This window comes from Patulibacter sp. NPDC049589 (assembly GCF_040675535.1).
Taxonomy (GTDB): Bacteria; Actinomycetota; Thermoleophilia; order Solirubrobacterales; family Solirubrobacteraceae; genus Patulibacter.
In genome coordinates, this window is the sequence record NZ_JBFAPC010000046.1 from 16262 (window position 1) to 36035 (window position 19774).

At 71.8% G+C, this 19774-nt stretch carries 16 protein-coding genes; 5 read left to right on the plus strand and 11 right to left on the minus strand.

What is annotated here, in order from left to right; translation table 11 throughout:
• Position 1: 1 nt before the first annotated feature.
• From AB0L40_RS10920 to AB0L40_RS10965, 10 genes are all read right to left on the minus strand, one after another.
• On the minus strand, positions 2 to 832 hold the full coding sequence (locus tag AB0L40_RS10920; protein ID WP_364353488.1) for a hypothetical protein: 831 nt from the start codon (positions 830 to 832) through the stop codon (positions 2 to 4).
• A complete protein-coding gene (locus AB0L40_RS10925; RefSeq protein ID WP_364353491.1) occupies positions 829 to 1479 on the minus strand; it encodes a hypothetical protein in 651 nt (216 codons plus the stop codon). The genes AB0L40_RS10920 and AB0L40_RS10925 overlap by 4 nt, the downstream gene beginning before the upstream one ends.
• Before the next feature lie 270 nt (positions 1480 to 1749).
• Positions 1750 to 2292 carry a hypothetical protein gene (locus tag AB0L40_RS10930; RefSeq protein ID WP_364353494.1) on the minus strand — a complete coding sequence of 181 codons (543 nt, stop codon included), beginning with the start codon at positions 2290 to 2292 and terminating at the stop codon, positions 1750 to 1752.
• A 447-nt stretch (positions 2293 to 2739) separates the two neighbouring features.
• Positions 2740 to 3087 (minus strand): hypothetical protein, encoded by a 348-nt coding sequence (locus tag AB0L40_RS10935; protein WP_364353497.1) that lies wholly within the window; start codon positions 3085 to 3087, stop codon positions 2740 to 2742.
• An 87-nt stretch (positions 3088 to 3174) separates the two neighbouring features.
• A complete protein-coding gene (locus AB0L40_RS10940) occupies positions 3175 to 3411 on the minus strand; it encodes a hypothetical protein (RefSeq protein ID WP_364353499.1) in 237 nt (78 codons plus the stop codon).
• 150 nt (positions 3412 to 3561) lie between these two features.
• Positions 3562 to 4326, minus strand: coding sequence for a hypothetical protein (locus tag AB0L40_RS10945; RefSeq protein WP_364353502.1), 765 nt, complete (start codon positions 4324 to 4326; stop codon positions 3562 to 3564).
• 26 nt (positions 4327 to 4352) lie between these two features.
• Positions 4353 to 6239 carry a hypothetical protein gene (locus AB0L40_RS10950; protein ID WP_364353505.1) on the minus strand — a complete coding sequence of 629 codons (1887 nt, stop codon included), beginning with the start codon at positions 6237 to 6239 and terminating at the stop codon, positions 4353 to 4355.
• A gap of 1253 nt (positions 6240 to 7492) precedes the next feature.
• A complete protein-coding gene (locus AB0L40_RS10955; RefSeq protein WP_364353508.1) occupies positions 7493 to 7918 on the minus strand; it encodes a hypothetical protein in 426 nt (141 codons plus the stop codon).
• A gap of 52 nt (positions 7919 to 7970) precedes the next feature.
• The gene (locus tag AB0L40_RS10960; protein ID WP_364353511.1) at positions 7971 to 8483 is read right to left on the minus strand and encodes a hypothetical protein; all 513 of its coding nucleotides are present in this window, start codon (positions 8481 to 8483) and stop codon (positions 7971 to 7973) included.
• 460 nt (positions 8484 to 8943) lie between these two features.
• Complete coding sequence (locus AB0L40_RS10965) at positions 8944 to 11220, minus strand: hypothetical protein (RefSeq protein ID WP_364353514.1); 2277 nt, start codon at positions 11218 to 11220, stop codon at positions 8944 to 8946.
• 298 nt (positions 11221 to 11518) lie between these two features.
• Here AB0L40_RS10965 and AB0L40_RS10970 point away from each other — a divergent pair, with 298 nt between their 5' ends.
• The 3 genes from AB0L40_RS10970 to AB0L40_RS10980 are packed head-to-tail and all read left to right on the plus strand — an operon-like array spanning position 11519 to position 15251.
• A complete protein-coding gene (locus AB0L40_RS10970; RefSeq protein WP_364353517.1) occupies positions 11519 to 12805 on the plus strand; it encodes a hypothetical protein in 1287 nt (428 codons plus the stop codon).
• On the plus strand, positions 12802 to 14166 hold the full coding sequence (locus AB0L40_RS10975) for a hypothetical protein (protein ID WP_364353520.1): 1365 nt from the start codon (positions 12802 to 12804) through the stop codon (positions 14164 to 14166). Before AB0L40_RS10970 ends, AB0L40_RS10975 begins: the two co-directional genes overlap by 4 nt.
• A gap of 53 nt (positions 14167 to 14219) precedes the next feature.
• A complete protein-coding gene (locus AB0L40_RS10980; protein ID WP_364353523.1) occupies positions 14220 to 15251 on the plus strand; it encodes a DUF354 domain-containing protein in 1032 nt (343 codons plus the stop codon).
• 188 nt (positions 15252 to 15439) lie between these two features.
• On the opposite strand, the gene AB0L40_RS10985 is transcribed toward AB0L40_RS10980, so the two are convergent.
• Positions 15440 to 16744 (minus strand): hypothetical protein, encoded by a 1305-nt coding sequence (locus AB0L40_RS10985; protein ID WP_364353526.1) that lies wholly within the window; start codon positions 16742 to 16744, stop codon positions 15440 to 15442.
• Positions 16745 to 17439: 695 nt separating this feature from the next.
• Here AB0L40_RS10985 and AB0L40_RS10990 point away from each other — a divergent pair.
• Positions 17440 to 19524, plus strand: coding sequence for a nucleoside-diphosphate sugar epimerase/dehydratase (locus AB0L40_RS10990; protein WP_364353529.1), 2085 nt, complete (start codon positions 17440 to 17442; stop codon positions 19522 to 19524).
• Positions 19521 to 19774 (plus strand): hypothetical protein (locus tag AB0L40_RS10995; RefSeq protein WP_364353532.1); only part of this gene is annotated, 254 nt, incomplete at its 3' end. The genes AB0L40_RS10990 and AB0L40_RS10995, both read left to right, overlap by 4 nt.

A 19774-nucleotide genomic window follows, 5' to 3' on the forward strand; every position in this document is an offset into this window, starting at 1 on the left:
GTCAGCCCGGCAGTCGCGGCACGCCGTAGCGTCGCGGGAGGAGCGACGCGGGGGAGATCGCGCCGGGGTCGAAGATCGAGCCGGTGCCTTGGTCCTTGGTGACGGGGCAGCCGATCCCGGTGGCGTCGGTGATCTGCGGCATGCCATTTCCCGGCAGTACGGCGTCGGTGGGGAGGTCGCTGCCGAATCCCGCCATGGTCCCTTCGACGATCGTCGCCGGGAGGGTGATCTGCTGGCGGGTCCTGGGGAAGGTGATCCGTATCGGCAGGGTCTTGCCGACCTGGTAAGCGGGGTCGTTGGTCGGCAGGAACACGCTCTTGGCGAAGCAGTTCGACGGGGCGTATGTGGCGCGGCGGGTGAACGGTCCGATGAAGGTCTTCCACTGGTAGCCGTCGTGGAAGATGGTGCGGCCGATCGTGGCGGTGGCGCGGACGTCGCCGCCGAGCTTGGGCGGTGTGGGTGCGTGGTTGGTGCGGTAGACCAGCCGGAACATCGTGATGCCGGTGACGCCGCGGGTGGCACCGTTGTACTTCAGGTAGTTGCTGGAGTTGTCGATCCGTTGCAGGAGGACGCGTCCGCCGAGCAGCTTCAGCTTGCGGTTGTAGGTGCCCTTGGCCGGCAGCGGCCGCTCGGGTCGGTCGAACTCGGGATTGCGCGGCCAGCGCTTCGCGGCCTCCGCGCTGGTGGCCGCCGTAGCGAGAACGGTCGCGGCGAGGACGACCGTCAGGACCGGGAACGCGGCGGTTCTGCGGTGCACCGGACGCGCGCGTTCGCCGGCGGCGCGGTCTTCGGCCAGCGTGTCGATGGGTCCCTGCGGGCTCTCGCGGCTCATGGGAGATCGCGGTGCACGTCGACGGACCCGCGTCGTCCTGTCGGCGCGACGATGGAGGGAAGCTCGTCCACCACCTGGACCGAGACGGCGGTGTCACGGAGGTCGTACCGGGTGTCGTCGCGGAAGTACGTGGGCGATCCCGCCGACGCGCCGGGGGCCGGCTCCTGCGTCCCACTGGCCAGGGAGATCCGGGAGATGGTCGCAACGCCCAGGTCCGCTCGCGTCGAGACCTTCGCCAGGACGGCGACGTTCCAGGTCCCCGGACCGGTGGCCTCGGGTACGCAGACCGGGTGTGACGTCGGCGCGATGACGTGGTCCTTCGTCAGGCACGTGTCGAGCGCCGTGCCGCCCAGTCGTTGGTCCGCGGCCGTCCGGAGGCGACCACCGCGGAGATCCTGCGCGTCCGGCGTCGAGGCCGTGAGTCGTACCTGTGTCCCACGAGGCACGCGCACCGTCGCGATCGCGACGGCGATGTCCTGGCCGCGACGTGCGACGACCGAGGTCTGTCCGGGGGCGACGAGCGAGATCGTCGCCCGGGCCGCAGGGGCCTTCGGCTCGTCGTCGCCCCCGCAGCCGGTCGTCGTCAGGAGCACATACGTGGCGGCGACGCTGATCGCGCCGATTCCCCGAGCGCGACGGATGGTCACGGCCGACCGTCCGGTCATCGGCTCAACGGCGACGTCGGCGTCGCGGGGTCGTCAAAGGGGTCGTCACGGGACGAACGGGTGCCACACACGGGGTTGACTCTCGCACGGCCGTCGGTGAGGGACAAGGCGGATGCCCGGACTGATGCAGAACCGCAACCCATGGGGTCGAAGCGCGCGCAGTGTTTGACCCGATGTCTGGTCTGGCTTCGAACGGGACACTCGCCTTGCCACGCCGCAGCCTCGATCTTCGCTGCGTCGCCCCGGGGGTGCTCACGGGCGGACGTCGTCGATGACGATGCGGCCTGGCTCCGGTGCATCGTCCGATTGGGGAAGTGCGGCCGGGAGACGGTCGACGACGTGGACGGACACGTGTGCGTCCTGGACGTCGATTCGGTCGACTGTGCGGAACGCGGCGTCGGGCGCCAGCCTGCCGGTGTCCTCGTCGTAGCGCGCGTCTGCGGTGAGCGCGAAGCCTGAGATCGCCGCCATCCCGAGTTTCGTGCGCGGGCTGTGCGCGACGGTGGCGTGGGCCACGAGCGTCCAGCTGCCACGCCCGACCGCGACGCCGTGGTGGCATCGAACGGCCCCGGGCCACGCCCTCCGACGGGCCCCGCGGACGAAGCACGTGGCGAGCGTCGTCCCCGGCAGTCGCGTGTCGGGGCGTCCCTCGAGGACTCCGTTGATGAGATCGTGGGCGGTCGGTGTGTCCCCGACGTCCCGCAGCTGTGCGCCCTCCGGCACTCGGGCGACCAGGATCGGGACGGCGGCCTGCTGCCCGGGGGCCAGGACGAGCGTGCTCTCCCGAGGGGCCACGAGCCGGAGGGACGGGCGCGGGACCGCGTCGGAGGAGGAGCCGCACCCAGTCAGCAGGCACGTACCAAGCGCGACTGACAGTGCAATGGTGAGCGGTGTGCGGGCCGGGCTCGCCCAGTGCGAAGCTCGGGAGCAGCCGAGGACCGCCGCTAGCGGATCGCGAATGTCGCACCGCCCGTGCGCGTCACCGAGGTAGCTGATGTCAGTGGTCACGCGTCTCACGGTTCAGAGGCCGCTCGGGCGTGGTCTCCACCTGTCCGGCCCGAGGTCGCCGCCCGGGTCGCCGCCGTCGTGGGCGGCCGCCTCCTCCCACGAGTCTTCGAGGACATGAACGCCCCAAAGTTCGTGACGCACCACGCAACGTCGCCGTCTGCGGTGATCGGGTACGCGTAGAGCCGCGACGAGAGACCGGAGCCAGAGCGAGAGCTCCGATCCAGCTCAACGACACTAGAGGAGCCCCGCCAGCTTGTGCTGCAGGCTGCGGAGAAGTTCGATGCTCTCGGTGTCGCTGAACCGCGTCACGGTGGACCATTCGGTTCCGGCCCCGTGCAGGTCGCTCGCGAACGCCAGTTCAGTGGCAAGAAGCGTCCGATGCCAGTCCTCAGCGGGCAAGGGCTCGCGACGCTCGATGGCGTCCTGAATCCGCTCGAATCCTGCATCCAGCGCGGCGGTGTCCTTGTACCCAAAAAGTGCTGAGAGGGCTTCAGTCGGTCGCGCAGGGCCTTTCCACTGCGAAAGGCCCTGGACCAAGAACTCCCGCTCGGTCGTTGTCAACGGTATGGCGATTAGGGGCACGGAAGGTGGTCCGGTCATCGGCTCAACGGATCGCGAACGATGCTGCCGAGGCGGGGATCCCGAGCCGAGCTGACGACGACCGTCGCATCACAGCGCCGTGGCCCCCGCGGCGAGCACGAAGCACGCGACCGCGAGCCCGCACCACCAGGCGGTCGGCAGGAGGATCCTGCGCCGGCCCAACAACGCGCTGATCGCCACGACCGTGGCGACGACCACGACGGCGATCAGGCCCATCGAGAGGACCTGGCCGCCGTCGAAGCCGATCAGCTCGTGCGCGTCTTCCTGCGCGGCTGCGAGGGGGCCGACCTGCGTGTCAGTCAGCAACGTGGCCCATCCATCCTGCGGTCAGGCGCTCCGAGGACAGCACGGCGATCGCGATGCGGCACCCAGGTCGCAGGGGATTCGGCCGTACCGCCAAGCGCCGACCCTTTCCGCGTCGGATCGGTACGGGCCTCCACCGCTCGACGTCGGCGATCAACGCGGTAGTCGCGGCACGCCGTAGCGCCGCGGGAGGAGCGACGCGGGCGAGATCGCTCCGGGTGCGTAGATGGATCCGCTGCCTTGGTCCTTGGTGGCGGGGCAGCCGATCCCGGTGGCGTCGGTGATCTGCGGCGTGCCGTTTCCGGGGAAGACGGCGTCGGTCGGAAGATCGCTGCCGAATCCGGCGAACGTCCCTTCGACGATCGTCGAAGGGAGCGTGATCTGCTGGCGGGTCCTGGGGAAGGTGATCCGTATCGGCAGGGTCTTGCCGATCTGGTAGGCGGGGTCGTTGGTCGGCAGGAACACGCGCTTGGCGAAGCAGTTCGATGGGGCGTATGTGGCGCGGCGGGTGAACGGTCCGATGAAGGTCTTCCACTGGTAGCCGTCGTGGAAGATGGTGCGGCCGATCGTGGCGGTGGCGCGGACGTCGCCGCCGAGCTTGGGCGGTGTGGGTGCGTGGTTGGTGCGGTAGACCAGCCGGAACATCGTGATGCCGGTGACGCCGCGGGTGGCACCGTTGTACTTCAGGTAGTTGCTGGAGTTGTCGATCCGTTGCAGGAGGACGCGTCCGCCGAGCAGCTTCAGCTTGCGGTTGTACGTGCTCTTGGCCGGCAGCGTCCGCTCGGGCCGGTCGAACTCGGGACTGTGCGGCCACCGCTTCGCGGCCTCCGCCGCGTTGGCCGTCGTGCCGAGAGCGACCGCGACGAGGGTCGCCACCAGCGCCCTGATCGTGACGGTTCTGGGGTGGAGGGGGGTCATGCCGGTGTTCCTGCTCATCGTGTCCTCTACCTCGTCGCGAAGACGCCGCAGACCTGCACGTTGCCCCACTGCGGGACCTTCGTGTGCTGGCCGGCGATCGTGATCGTCGGATTCTGTGTTGGATCTGTTAGCTGCTCGCTCAGCCGGCACAGCGCCTTCGCCCGGGCGGAGACCGCCGCCGGCGGGGCCGGTCCGAGAAGTGCCTCGACGGGAACGAACGACCAGTGCGACCCTCCGAGCACCTCGGGACCGAAGCGGACCATCACGTACTTTCCGTCCTTCGACAGCCATCGCCACGACGCCTTCGGAGTCGGCGGCGGAGGGAGAGGAGGCTGACCCGCCGCCGCCGCGGGCGGCTGATCGATCGGGAGTGCATCCGCGCACGTGAAGGTGATCTGCGAGTCGCCGACGGGGCCTGAGGCGTTCTGGCCGCGCTTGGGCTTCTTCGTGCCGGGCTTGTCGGGCATCGGATTGACCCCCGTGCACAGCGGCAGCTGGTACTTGCGGGCGGTGAGGTACTCCAGATTGAGGTCGATCGTGGTTCCGGCGGATGTCGAGGCGTTGACCATCGCGGCCATCGCAGAGAGCGGGATGTACGGCTTCTTGCTCTTGCAGCGCTTGATGTACTCCGCGACGAGGCTCTTCTTGCAGTCCTTGTAGCCGTCGCTGCACATTTTCCGCAGGTCCTTCGAGCACGGGTCCTTTCCCTTGCTGACCTTGACCTTCAGCTTCTTGCCGGAGGACTTGCCGATGCCGCTGCCCGCCGGGCCGGGGTTGGCGTTCGTCGACTCGAGCGGCACGATCGCGCAGTAGTAGCCGGAGCGCTGGCCCTGGGGCCGGATCTGCTGGACCTGGTAGCGGCATCCGACGTAGGGGACGCGCTTGATCTTGCCCTTGACCTTGACGTCGTGCTTACCCTGGCAGGTCCCCTTGAACGGCTTGCCCCGCCAGAGGATGTCGTCGGTGCTGCAGAGGTTGTTGATCGCGAAGGACCCGGCGCCACTGAGCGCGAGCGCACGTTGGCGGCACCCCCGGGGCACGCTCGACTTCTTGGCCTTCGAGACCTTCGAGACCTTCGTCCCGCGTGGCGTCGCGCGGTCCTGCCGTCTGATCGGGCTCGAGCCGGCCGACGCACCGGTGCAAGCCTTCGCGAGCGGGTGTTTCTTGCAGTAGCTCGCTGTGGGCTTCTTGCTGCCGGGCTTGCGTGCCGGGGGCTTCTTCGCGCCGCCCTTGGAGCCGCCGCCGCTTCCCGGGCCGCCACCGCCGCCCTTGGGCCGGGGGCGCACGGTGCGTTGTCCGGTGGTGTCGTTGCCGGCTTGGTCGGTGGTGGTGATGCGGAGGGTGCCGTTGGCGGTGGTGGGGATCTTGACCTTGCACTGCTTGGCGGCGGGGGTGCAGTTGGTCGTGGCGGTCTTGCTGTTGATCTTGGCGGTCAGGGTCGCGATCCCGGATTGGGTGTCGCGGATGGTGGCGGTCTGGCCGCCTTGGAGCTTCTTGGGCCAGGTGATCGTCGGGGCGGTGCGGTCGACGCGGATGGTGATCGGGGTCGAGGTCGATTCGGTGCCCGCGCCGTTGCGGGCGACGGTCGCGACGGTGACGGTCCCCGTGCGCGGCAGCGCGATCGTCGACGGACTGGAGCGGGTGGTCGCCCAGCCGGGGAGCGAGCCGCCGGTCGTGTCCTGGTTCCAGGTGCCGACGACGGGGCGGCGGGTGGAGCCGCCGGTCTTCACGACCAGGCCCAGGCGCGAGATGCCGGACTGCGGGTCCTGGCCGCCGGCGGTCACCGGGGCGGAGCTCGCGGTGGTCCAGCCGCCCGCCGGGCCGTTGATCGTCGCGGTCGGGGGCGACGGGTCGTCGAGGGTCAGCGTGACACCCGCGACGCGGGCGTGATGTCCAAGAGCTCGTCGGGGCATGTATCTACCGTCGTGTCAGCGGACTTCGACGAGCGACCTCATCGGATGGCGAAGAACGCACCCCCGGTGACGGTCCCGTGGCGGTCGGTGGCCACGACCGTCCCGTCGATCGATCGCCGACGCTCCGCTCCGCGGAGCGTCACTCGCCATCCTCCGCGCACGCGGGAGAACAGCTTGTACCCAGAGCACGAGTCCAAAGGGGAACAACGGCCTGCCGAGAAGCCCGTGTTTCCGAAGCCGTACTGAACGACGACCTCGCGAGCCGCGGTGCGAACGCGGATCACCGGCACCCGGGCTTTTCCTACGCGCGAGTAGGTTCGGGAGACCTTGACTGACCCCCAGCTCTCGACAGACGACATGCGGTGGCGCGTGCCGCCGTTGCTCGGAGTGGCAGCCACGAGCGCAACTGCGCACGTCGTGACCGTAACGATCCAGGCTTGCCGGCGACGGGGGGTGTTCGCGGCTGTGGAGGCGTGCATGATGTCGGGATCTCTCATCGTGGTCGTGCGGTCACGGACACGCGGGGTTTCCGAGCGTGCTCCGGGGTGGTGTCGTCCGGAAGGACCTTCGGTAGGCGGTCCGCGACGATCGCCCGTGCTTCGACATGGGGCAGGCGATATTGCGTGTTGATCGGTACGGAGAACGGTTCCTGCCCGCGCGACGTGGCGCCGCGCGGCTCGACGCCACGCTTGATGGTTCCGCTGTCGAGTTGCGGCGCGACGAGTCGAGAGGTACTTGCGGTGGCTGATCGTCGGGCCCGCGCGAGCACTGCGAACGTCCACTCTCCTGGTCCGTTCCTCGGCTCGAGGCATCGGCGTGCCTCACCTGCCCGCGCGCCGGATGTCGCCGGTCCTGCTGCTCGGCCTGGGAACAGGCAGAGCATCATGTCGACTCCGGGGGCGAAGCGTTCGATTTCTCGGCCGTCCGTGCGGATTGATCGTGGTTGGTACGCACCGACGCTGATCTGCACCCCTTCTGGGACCGTCACTCGGGCGATGGGGATGACCACGCGATCGCCAGCGGCGAGGACGGCGACTTTCTGGTCGCCCCCGAGGGGCCGAACCTCAGCTCGAGGCGGGACATCGGCGTTCCCGCAGCCCGCCAACGCGACGCACGCGACTCCGACGAGCCCGAGGTACGTCGTGGGGCGCGGCCGTCTCATCCGGTTGGACCTGTCGCATTGGTCGCGGTCCCCCCCCCGGGCGGCCATGAGGATTCACGGTGTTGCTCTGGAGATGCATCCTCGCACCGACCTATCGAGAACGGCAGATGCCGTTGGAGGACGCGTTGCTTCCACGACAGAAGCCGCGCGGCGTGGTCGCCATCTTGTCCTCTTTCCCGTCGGGACCGAGAACCTTCTGCTCGCCGTCCTGGCTCGTGAAGCGAATCCGCTGCGTGGAGTTTGTCTGCGGGAAGTACACCTCGGGGGTGAGGAGCTTTGGCGGGTAAGACTTCGAGTACCCGACCTTCACCGTGAATCGGTGGTTCTGGAAGGAGCACGACCGTGGGAACGTCCACTTGCTGGTGGTCCCGATGCCGAACTCGATACCGCGGAAGCCGGCGGACAGGCTGAAGCCTTGCGTAACTTCCCCGCCGCCGCGGCAGTCGAGGCTATAGATCGCCTCGCGCAGGACGCTCCCGTAGCCCGACCGGTACCGCGGATTGGACGTGCCGATCACGTTCTCCGCCGCCGCGCGGACCGCGCGTGCACGGCTCTCCGGCGTCTTGACGTCATCTTGTCGTGACGCCCACGATCGTTGTCACGAGGCCGGAGTGGTTCCCGCGGCGGTACTCAACGCGGAGCTCGGAGGGCTGACCGGACGACACGGAGCATCCGGGAAGCGGCGCGATCCTCAGGTAGAGCGCCGTCGGCTGCTTGTCGCTGGTCGGCACCTTCGCGCCGCGTCCTCCGGGGAGGGCGTCGGAGGTGATCGCGCGCCACCGCAGGCCCGCGACGTGCGCGCGAATGTCAGGGACGACACGCCAGTCGGTGACCGTCACGCACGACCGGTGGCGAGTCGGTGTGAAACGTTCGAACTGGACTGGCGCACCTTGCCAGTTCCCGATCCGCAGCGGCCCGACGACCTTGGGGGAACGCGGCGGCTGCAGGTCACTAGGTCGCTCGCCCCAGCTGCTGACGACCAATGTCGGGCCGCCCCGGGTGCTCATGACATACAGGCCGTAGATCCCGATTGCCGCCACCAGGACGATGACGCGGAATGCCCACCGACGCTTTCGGCTCATCGCTATCGGCGGCGCAGGTAGCCACCCGCGGTTCCGTGAATCTCGCCGTTCACTTGCGTGGCGGCAACGAAGTCCGTGACCCCCTTGGGGGCTGTGAACCGCAGTTCCCAGCCGTTGGGCCGTTTGGTGAAATTGCGCCACCCCGGGCAGCGGGCGCCGCTTCGTCGCGCCTTCCGGGTGCAACGGACGAAACGGAACGACCGACCAGACGAACGTGACGTCAGCCCAACTGCGAGCGCTGCAGCGTTCGTTCGGAATCTGATCCTGACGCGCCCCGACCCCGAGATCGTGGCGATCGGGATAGAGAGTCCGTCATCAGAGAACGTGACGACCACTCGCGACTCGCCGTCCGTCCGAGCGTCGGCATCTGACAGCAGCGCAGTGTTCAGGGAGACGAACGCGATCGCGCCGGCCATGAACGCAGCCATGCGCACTCGCCACAACCGGCTCGAGAGCTGACTCATCCGTCGCACCGCTTCCGATCGACGGGGTCGAAGCGCGCGCAGTGCTTGACTCCGATGTCTGGTCTGCCTTTGAACGGGACACTCGCCTTGCCGCGCCGCAGCCTCCAAAGCCGGCTGGGCGTCTGGATCGCGTCGCTGGAGAACTGAATGTAGGAGTTGTACTGGCGGCCTGTGTAGGCGACCGCATAGCGCAGTTCGAGATTGGCCTCGATGCCGCAGAACCCCAGCACGCCCTTGTCTGCGCATTCCGCTTCCAGTTTGGCGAAGTGTCGGGTGACGGCTGCGCTTCCCCGCCCAGCTTTGCCATACCGCCCGTAGGAGGGCTCCGAATGTCCCCGCCAGTCCAGGTTGCTCATTGCGCGAGTCAGCGTCCCGGTTGTCGAGTCGTCTTCGGCGAGCTTCGAGTCCGGGCAGGGGCGGATCTGCGTGGAGCTCACGCGCTTCCAGTCCGTGCCGACCTTCAGCAGCCGGAAGTTGTCAAGGAGGCCTCCCTCCGGGTCGCTGTGCGATACCGCGATGCGGTACTTCAGGCCCACACGGAAGCATCTGCTTCGGGCTACCGCGTGGATCAACGCGCTTCGTGTCACCGCGCTCGAGGAAGCGCTGCCGAGAGGAGCCGCAACGACCTTGGGAAAGTCGGACTCCTCGGTATCAGAGGGAACCTCAGCACTCGCCGCTGTCAGCTCGGTGGATTGCGTCAAGAACGTCGTGCCGACGGCTGTCCGCAGACGGGCGAGTTCGGCGGCGAACGCCGGGGTCACGTTCTGGCGCCGGTACTTCGCGATGAGATCGAGGATCTGTCGAAGTGTCAGCCGGTCCTTTGGTCCCTGGGAGAGCTTGCGAAGTAGAAGGCGCAGCCGATCTTGGTCGACCTTCGTGACCGATCCTCGCGGTGGATTCGCGTGGCACGCCCTCGCGTTGGGGTGCTTTCTGCAGTAGCTGGCGGTGGGCTTCTTGCTGCCGGGCTTGTGGGTCGGTCGTTTCTTGGTGCCGCCCTTGGAGCCGTTCTTGCTGCCGGAGCTGCTGCCGCTGCTCTTCGGTCGGGGTATGACGGTGCGTTGTCCGGTGGTGTCGTTGCCGGCTTGGTCGGTGGTGGTGATGCGGAGCGTGCCGTTGGCGGTGGTGGGGATCTTGACCTTGCACTGCTTGGCGCCGGGGGTGCAGCTGGTCGTGACGGTCCTGCCGCCGACCTTGGCGGTCAGGGTCGCGATCCCGGATTGGGTGTCGCGGATGGTGGCGGTCTGGCCGCCTTGGAGCTTCTTGGGCCAGGTGATCGTCGGGGCGGTGCGGTCGACGCGGATGGTGATCGGGGTCGAGGTCGATTCGGTGCCCGCGCCGTTGCGGGCGACGGTCGCGACGGTGACGGTCCCCGTGCGCGGCAGCGCGATCGTCGACGGACTGGAGCGGGTGGTCGCCCAGCCGGGGAGCGAGCCCCCGGTCGTGTCCTGGTTCCAGGTGCCCAGGACGGGGCGGCGGGTGGAGCCGCCGGTCTTCACGACCAGGCCCAGGCGCGAGATGCCGGACTGCGGGTCCTGGCCGTCGGCGGTCACGGTGGCGGTGCTCGCGGTGGTCCAGCCGCCCGCCGGGCCGTCGATCGTGGGCGTCGGCGCGGTGGGGTCGTCGAGGGTCAGGGTGACCCCGGTGACGCGGGCGTGGGCGGCCGTTCCCGCGGGGACGGGCCCGCAGGCGGGCTGGTTGAGCGCCGCGTTGCCGCACGCCACGGTGAGGTGCCGGATCTGCAGACCGGTGGCCGTCGATCCGGTGAGCGGGGTGAGGGTGACCGTGCCGGCGAGGGTGTCGCCGTCGTCGATGGTCGACCGGCCCCACGACTCGGTGTTGGTCAGCTGGCCGCTCGACGGCTGGGGCAGCAGGTTGATGCGGGTCCGCTGGCGGTCCTGCTGCAGCGCGTCGACGCCGGTGAGGACCGCGCGGGTGATCGTCGCTCCGGCCGGTGCGTTGACCTGGAACCCGGAGCGGACCTGATCGTTGTCCAGCGTGTTGTCGTAGATCTGCCCGAAGTTGCCGGTCGGGGCCATCCGCAGGCCGCCGGAGCCGATCGACGACGTGTACCACGGGTTCGGCGACGGCGAATCGAGGTTGATCCAGCCGGCGATGCCGGCCGGAGAGCCGGTGAACGGGTAGGCCTGGGTGAACGACGCCGCAGACGCGACCGGTGGTCCACCGGCGAGCACCGCGGCGGGCGTCGCGATCGCCAGGGCGGCCAGCAGTGATCGCCCGACCCGGCGCGACGGGCGCTCCGGGGGACGGTTCACGGCATCGCGAACGGGGACGTCAAGGGACGAACGGGTGCCACACACGGGGCGGACTGTCGCACGCCGAGCCGGTTCGTGCAAGCCGTACGCGATGGCGTTGCGCGGCAGCCGGTCATGGGTATGGTGGGGCCAGCGCGTGACCGGTGTGGGTGGGGGCGATCGGCGGATCGGCCCCCCGGCGACGGGGCGCGTGCGTGTCGTGTCCCCGTCCCCGGAGTCCCTTGTGCGGTCCACCAGTCGCCGGCGCTCAGCGTCGCGCCGATCCCCCCATCCCCTGTCGATCCTCCGGGCCTCTGCGGTGACCGCGGTGCTCGTCGCGGGCCCGTCGCTGGCGCTCCCGGCGTTCGCCTCGGCCGCGCCGATCGGCGACCCGGCGGTCTGGAAGGTCACCCCCGAGCACGCGGTCGTCGCGGGGGTCCCCGTCCGGGTGCACCTGCAGGGCGACGCCACGGGGACCGCGCCGGCCGATCCGGACGCCGACACCGACCCCGCCGCCGGCCTGGCGATCGTGCCGCCCGGCGTCGCGTGCGCCCCGTCCTACGCCGAGGTGGTCGGGGCGACCTTCCAGGACGCGTGGCACTGGACGCGCGGCGACGCCGCGGCGCAGCCGTTCGACCAGCAGCCCGCCGTCACGTTCGACACCCCCGGCGTCTACACGGGCTGCGGGTACTTCGGGCTGGAGGGCTTCCTGTCGCTGGAGGACGATCCGGCCGCGACGACGATCCAGTACCAGCCCCGGCCGATCGAGGTGGCCCGTCCGACGGTCGCCGTCGACCTCGCGTTCGACGGTCCGCCGAAGGGCGGCGGCACCATCCGCCTGGTCGGCAGCGCGAGCGCGAACGCTCCGGAGACGGTGACGGTCCAGCTCAACCGCGACGCCGACGCGTGCGGCAGCACCGCGGCGATCAACGCGCCCCAGGACCGCTTCGGCGAGAAGCCCGAGCCGTTCGCGCTCTACGGCGGACCGCGGCCGGTGGCGGTCGCCGTCGGGCTGCCCGCCGAGGGCGGCGCGCACCACCTGTGCGTCTACGCGTCCCGTGATGGTCAGGACGGCGACCCCGACCTCGTGCGCAGCGGTCCGTCGATCACGATCGAGGCCGCTCCCCCGGCGCCGCCCGCGCCGCCGGCCGCCCCGCCGGCGGACGGCACCACGGCGCCGCCCGTGCAGGTCCTGCCGCCGGCCGTCGCGCCGATCGACACCTCGATCCTCACCCCCGTCGTCACCGGCAGGCCGCGGATGGCCTGCACCCTCGGCACCGTGGCCGTGCGCCAGGGCACGAGCGTGAAGATCCGCTGCCCGAAGGGGACCGGCACGATCGGCGTCCGGCTGCGGAAGGCCGGCAGCCCCCGGGCGTCGATCCGCACCTCGACCCTGCGGATCCACCTCTCCCGGGCCGAGCTGCGCACCACGCGGCTGTCGCCGGGCACCTGGTCCAGCGTCGTGACCTACCACGGCCGACCCGCGGGCACGATCACGCTCGTCGTCCTGCCGCCCCGCGCGAAGGCCCCGCGCACGACGGCCAAGGCCGCGCGCGCCGTCCCGCCGAACTCCCCGTCCCGTCCCAGCAAGCAGGCCTCGCGATGACCACCACCCTCCGCAGCGGCGTGCCCCAGAACCGCCACGTCACCCTCCCCGCCCTGCTGGGGACCGCCGCGACGACCCTCGTCGCCGGCCTCGCGCTGACCGCGTCCGCGTCGGCGGCCCCGGTCGGCGATCCGGCCGTCTGGCAGGTCACGCCCGAGCAGACGGCGATCGTGGCCGGCGTCCCGACCCGGATCGCCCTGGCGGGCGACGCGACGAAGACCGCGGCGACCGCGCCGAACGGCGACGTCGATCCCGCGGCGGCGCTGACGGTCCTCCCGCCCGGCGTGGCCTGCCCGGGCTCGTACGCGGAGACGGTCGGCGAGGTCTACTCGCGGTCGTACGACTGGACCGCCGGGAGCCCCGCGGCGGCGCCGTTCTCGCTGCCGCAGGCGATCACCTTCGACCAGCCCGGGATCTACACCGCCTGCGGCTACTACGGCCTGACCGGCACCCTCGCCCTCGCCGACGACCAGGACGCGACCACCCTGGTCTACACGCCCCGGACGTTCACCGTGCAGCGGCCGACGGTCGGCGTGGACGTCCGCCTCGACGGGCCGCGGTACCCGGGCGCGACGATCAAGCTGCTCGGGAGCGCCAGCGCCAACGCGCCGGAGACGGTGTCCGTGCACCTCAACCAGGCCGACCAGGCGTGCCAGAGCACCGCTCCGGCGAACACCTCGCTGCAGCGCTTCGCGTTGCCGCCCGATCCGATCCCGGTCTACGGCACCCGCCAGATCGCGACGACCGTGACGCTGCCCGACCGCGTCGGGGACTACCGGCTCTGCGTCTACGCGGCCCGCGACGGGCAGGACGGCGATCCCGACCTCGCCGTCGACACCGCCGGGCGTCCCGACGGGACGATCCAGGTCCGCGAGGCGCCGGCCGCCGCGTCGACGCCGCCGGTCATCTACGGGACCGGCAAGTCCGGCACGAAGCAGCCGATCTGCCGCCTGACGCCGTTCTCGCCCCGCCAGGGGGAGCGCGTCACGATCGTCTGCCGCGGCATCAGCGGCAAGATCGCGATCGGCCTGAAGAAGTCCCGCAGCGGCCCCGTCCGCCACAGCCACGTCGTCACCCTGAGCGCCGGCGGCCGCGCGTCGATCCCGACGAAGAACCTCAAGCCCGGCGCCTGGTACAGCCAGATCAAGTGGGACGACAAGCTCGCGCAGTCGACGAACTTCTACGTCAAGACCGCGGTGACGAAGGCGCGCTCGAAGACCCGGAGCGCGGCGTCCCGCAGGGCCCTGTCCCGCAAGGCCGCCGCCCGGGTGACCGCCACGCGCGCGGCGTCGTCGGCGGCGCGGGCGACGGCCGCCCACGCGACCGCTCCGGTGCGGAGGCCGTTCGCCGTGGACCGGTAGCGGCCGGGGGCCGGGCCTGTCCTCCCGCGATGCGCGACCATCGTCCGCGCACCATGCGCGTCTGGATCGACCTGACCAACAGCCCCCACGTCCTGGTCCTGCGCCCGGTCATCGAGGACCTGCGGGCGCGGGGCCACGAGGTCGACGTCACCGCGCGGGACTTCGCGCAGACGCTCGGGCTCTGCGAGCGGCTCGGGATCGAGCACACCGCGATCGGGCGGCACCGCGGCGAGCGGCTGCCCGACAAGGCGCGCGGGCTGGCGTCGCGGACGACGGCGCTCCTGCGCTGGGCGCGCAGGGTCGGCGGGCACCCGGACGGGTCCCGGCCGTTCGACGTGGCGATCGGTCACGGGTCCAACGACGTCACCGTCGCCGCGGCGCTGCTGGGGATCCCCTCGGCGACGGCGTTCGACTACGAGTGGGCGACGGTCCAGCACCAGATCAACTGCCACCTCGCCAAGGCCGTCGTGGTGCCCGACGTCATCCCGCCCGAGCGCCTGGCGCCGTACGGCGCGACGGGCAAGATCCGCGCCTACGAGGGGCTCAAGGAGGAGTACTACCTCGCGGACCTGGTGCCCGACGTCGCCGTGCTCGACGAGCTCGGCCTCGACGCCGCCCTGCCGCTCGCGGTCGTGCGCACGCCGCCCGAGGTCTCCCTGTACCACCGCTTCCACAACGACCGGTTCGCGATCGTGCTGGACCGCCTGCGCTCCCAGGGCCAGGTCGTCGTGCTGCCGCGCACCGACGCCCAGCGCGTCGAGCTGCGCGAGGCCGGCGGCTTCGTGATCCCCGAGCGGCCGATCGACGGGCCGTCGTTGGTCGCGTTCGCGGACCTGGTCGTCAGCGCCGGCGGGACGATGAACCGCGAGGCCGTCGCGCTCGGCACCCCCGTCTACACGACGTTCGACGGCAAGCCGGGCGCGGTCGACGACGCCCTGATCGCCGACGGCCGCCTGCGCCGCCTGGAGGACCCGACAGAGGTCGACCTCGTCAAGCGCGACGCCGGCGACGACGGGTCGTCGGGCCGGACCCTGCGGGACCCGAAGGTCCTGACGGACCTGCTGCTGAGCGCGGCGGACGGCTGACGCGGCCACGGTCGGTTCGGGCCCTCGGGATGGGGCCGCGGCCGCGGCGGGGCGGTGGTTGCGATTCCCTCGCCCACACCGACGATTCCGCGACCACCTCCCCTCGGGTCAGACCGACCATCCGTATCAGTCGCACGTTCGCCTCGCCGGACGATGGCATCTGACGGCTTTCCAGCCCGGACCCCGTCCTACGCGCCCGCCCAGCCGATCGTGCGGAGCGTCTCGCGCAGGGCCGTCGTCGCGATCGGGGCGACCGTGGCCGCCGCGGCGCACGCGAGGACCGCGCCGACGATGAACCGCCACGAGCGGGCGGCCGCGCCGACGGCGACGACCGCGACGCCGCCGAGGCCCTCGAGCGTGGCCACGGCGCGCAGGCCGCCGCCATCCCAGACCCAGAGCAGCGCGATCGACTCGCCCATCAGGAGGCCGCCGAGGGTGCCCAGCGCCGCCCCGTGGACCCACGAGCCGACGACGCGGCCGCCGTCGCGGGACGGGCGCCGGCCCAGCGCGGTCGCGTAGGCGGCGCCGAACAGGCCGAGGACGCCACCGACCCCGACGCCCGCGGCGCCCCAGCCGATCCCGAGCTTCGCGGCCCGGCGGGCGTCGTTGCCGCCGTCCCAGTACGAGAGCCCGTAGTAGGCGACCGACCCCGCGCCGACCATCACCGCGCCCGCGACGATGCCGAGCACGAGGCCCCCGACGCCACGGCGCCAGCCGCCGATCGCGCCGCCGACGAAGCCGGCCACGAGCCACGGGCCGCCGAGGCGCGAGAACTCCCACGAGCCGCGGACCGTCCCCGCCGTCGCGGTCTGGCCCATCCAGCCGAGGAGCCCCGCGCCGATCGCGGCGAGGAGCAGGACGAGGAGGACCGGGACGCCGCCGCGGTGGGCGCGGGGCGCGGGCGGGGTGCCCGCGGCGCCGTCGGAGACTCCGCCCGGCGTCTCGTTCGGGGGGAGCGTCGTGCGCGGGGCCCCACGGCCTCCCGTGCCCGACGTCGGTGCACGCCGCGGGTCGGCGTCGCCGGAACGTCGCTCCGGGCCAGGTCGGTCGTGCCACTGCGCAGCGCCGGAGCCACCGGCGGCGGCTGCCTCGGCCGCGGGGCGCGGCCGGCGCGGTCCGGATCGGGCGGGAGCGGATGCCGCGGTCGGGCGGGGGTCGGGCGGTGTCGGCCGGCGAGGCGCCGGAACGTCCCGGGCGCCGACGGCCCCCGCGCCGGGACCGACCCGGCGGGCGCTCAGGCGCGTGGTCGCGTCGGGGTCGTCCTCGATCGGCCGGGGCACGCTCACGCGCGTGACGCCTTCGTCCGCGGGCGCGTCGTCGGGGGAGCGACCGAGGCCCTGGGCCCCGGCGCGCTCGTCGCCCTCCGGCCAGCCTTCGTCGGCCCAGTCGTCGAGGCGGGGTGCCCGCGCGCTCAGGCGCGTGGTGCGGTCCGGTCCCGCCTGGCGTGCCGCGCGTCGCGACACCGCGGTCCGGTCCTCGTGGCGATCGAGCACCGGATCCGCCTCCGGTGATCGCCGCGACACGGAGGTCGGTGCCTCGTCGCGGTCGGGCGCTCGGTCCACGCGCGGCGATCGCCGGGACACGGAGGTCGGCGCCTCGTCCCGGTCCGCGTCCGGTGATCGCCGCGACACGGCGGTCCGCTCGTCGTGACCATCGCGAGCCGCAGCCTCGGCAGCATCGTCCGCATTCCGTCGCAGCGACCGCACGTCGACCACCCGCGTCGGGTCGCCGGACCCGGCGTCCTCCCACGCGGTCGGGCCCCAGTCGTCGACCGGGGGGCGGTGCTCGGTGGGGCGGCGGGGATCGCGGTCCACGGGACCGATGGTGACGGTCCCCGGTGGTGACGTGCGGCAGACACCGCACACGGGGTCGCCGGCGGCGCCGGAATGGGTCCCCGGGACGAGACGCCGGAAGGGTCCCGGGCGGCGCCGGGGCGGGGCGCCGGAAGGGCGCCGGGGCGGTACCGGGACGGGGCGCGCGGAACTCGTCCTGCGGTCGAGAGTGCGATGGACCCTCCCAGAGGCGGAGCACCGCACTCTCGACCTCGGACCCGTCCTCCCCGGGCCGTCCTCCGCCGGGCGAGCCCGCCCCTCCGTCCTTCCCGAACCCTCCGATCGCGGCCGGTCGACGACGCCCGGCCCACCGACCCCGGCCGCCAGCGGCACGGGCAAGTGCGAGAATCGGGGCGATGCGCCGTCGCCCCGCCGCGCTGCACTTCCACCGGCTGGCGCCTTTGCAGGCGCTGGTCGACTTCGTGCTGGCCGCGGGCGCGTACTGGCTCGCGTTCCGGATGCGGTTCGACCTGCAGCACGTCTCGGAGGCGTCGCCGAAGTACTCGAACCTCTTCAACCACACCTGGTACCTCGTGGCGGCGTCGGTCGTTCTCGCGATCTGGGCGTTCGGCGGGTACCACCGGTCGTGGCGCCACACGGACGGGCGCAGCGACTTCCGGACCGGCCAGGGCGTGGTGGTGGGCCTGCTCCTGTTCCTCGGCGTCAACGGGATCTTCCACCCGGCCACGTCGGTGAGCTCGACCGAGGGCATCACGACGACGTACCCGCCGCCCAGCATCTACGGGCTGGCGATCATCGCCGCGATCTTCCTGATCATCGGCGTGCGGGTGGTCGTCCGGTCGGTCGACGAGCGCCGGCTCCTGCTGGGCTTCTCGCGCCGCAGCGCCGCGAAGACCGCGCTGATCGTCGGCGCCGGCGAGGGCGGGCGCCTGGTGCTCAAGGAGATGCTCCGCAACCCGCAGCTCGGGCTCCGGCCGATCGGGTTCGTCGACGACGACGACGCGAAGCTGCGCACGCGCGTCGACGGGGTCCGCGTGAACGGGCGGATCGAGGACCTCCCGCGCGTGATCGACGAGCTCGATCCCGACCAGATCATCATCGCCATCCCCTCCGCCCCCGGCACGCTGCGCGCGGACGTCCTGCGCGCCGGCCGGCAGCGCGGCGTCCCGGTCCGGACGCTGCCGACGGTCTTCGAGCTGCTGCAGGCCGGCGACGGCCAGGTCGTCCGCCAGGTCCGCGACGTCCGCGTCGAGGACGTCCTCGGCCGCGACCCCGTCCTGATGGAGCTCGACCGCGTCGGGTCCTACCTGAAGGACCAGGTCGTCCTCGTCACCGGCGCCGGCGGCTCGATCGGCTCGGAGCTCTGCCGGCAGATCGCCCGCGTGGGGCCGCGGAGGCTCGTCATCCTCGACCACGCCGAGGACAACCTCTTCGCGATCGAGCGCGAGCTGCTCGACGACCGCCAGGTGCCCGAGGGCGCCGTCGCGTCGGTCATCGCGGACGTCAAGGAGGGCGACCGGATCCGCGAGGTCCTCGCCGAGCACCGCCCGACGACCGTCTTCCACGCCGCGGCCTACAAGCACGTGGGCCTGATGGAGGCCAACCCGGTCGAGGCGGTCCGCAACAACTCGATCGCCACGCGGCTGCTGACCCGGCTGTGCGGCGAGGCCGGCGTGGAGCGGTTCGTGCTCGTCTCCACCGACAAGGCGGTCACGCCCGCCACCGTGATGGGCGCCAGCAAGGCGCTGGCCGAGCTCGCCGTCGAATCCGCCGCGCAGCGCTGGCCGGACACCCGGTACTCGTGCGTGCGCTTCGGCAACGTCCTGGGCTCCAGCGGCTCGGTCGTCCCGATCTTCCAGCGCCAGATCGCCAAGGGCGGGCCGGTGACGGTCACCGATCCGGCGATGACCCGGTACTTCATGACGATCCCGGAGGCCGTGCAGCTCGTCATCCAGGCCGGCTCGCTCGGGACCACCGGCGAGATCCTCGTGCTCGACATGGGCGAGCCCGTCGCGATCATGCAGCTGGCCCGCGACATGATCGAGCTGTCGGGGCTCAAGCCCGGCGAGGACATCGCCATCGAGGTCGTCGGCAAGCGCGCCGGCGAGAAGCTCCACGAGGAGCTCTTCAACCCCTTCGAGACTCCGCGCGCCACGGCTGCGGATCGCATCCAGCGCGCGGAGCGGACGCTCTTCACGCCGGCCACGGTCGAGGCGATGTTCGACGAGATCGGCCTGCTCGTCCTCGAGGGCGACGCGCACGGCGTGGCCACGAAGGTCGCCGAGCTGCAGCGGGTGCACCGCGCCGCCGAGGGCCGCACGCCGGCGCTCGTGCCGGGCGCGCCGGGTGGCGGAGCCGACGGCGCGGCAGCGGCGGTCACGGATGCGCAGCCCGGCCACGGCGCCACGGTGCCGCCGGTCCGGGCCGACGCGACGGGTGGACTCGAACCCGGAGCGAACGCCTACACTGGTCCGCTATGACCTTCGAGGTCCCTGCGCTGGCAGCCGGTTTCGCCAGCAAATTCGATGAGATCGGGCCGTACATCGGCTTCGGCTCGCTGGTCGCCGTCGTCGCCATGGCGATCCTCGTGTTCGCGCAGGGACGCGAGCTCCAGCGCCTGCGCGAGTGGGCCGGCAGCTCGCCCGAGCGGCTCGACGCGCTCGAGCGCGAGGTCCGCGACGGCGCCGCGTCCCGCCTCGCCCAGCCGGTCCCGCGCGCCGTCCCCGGTGC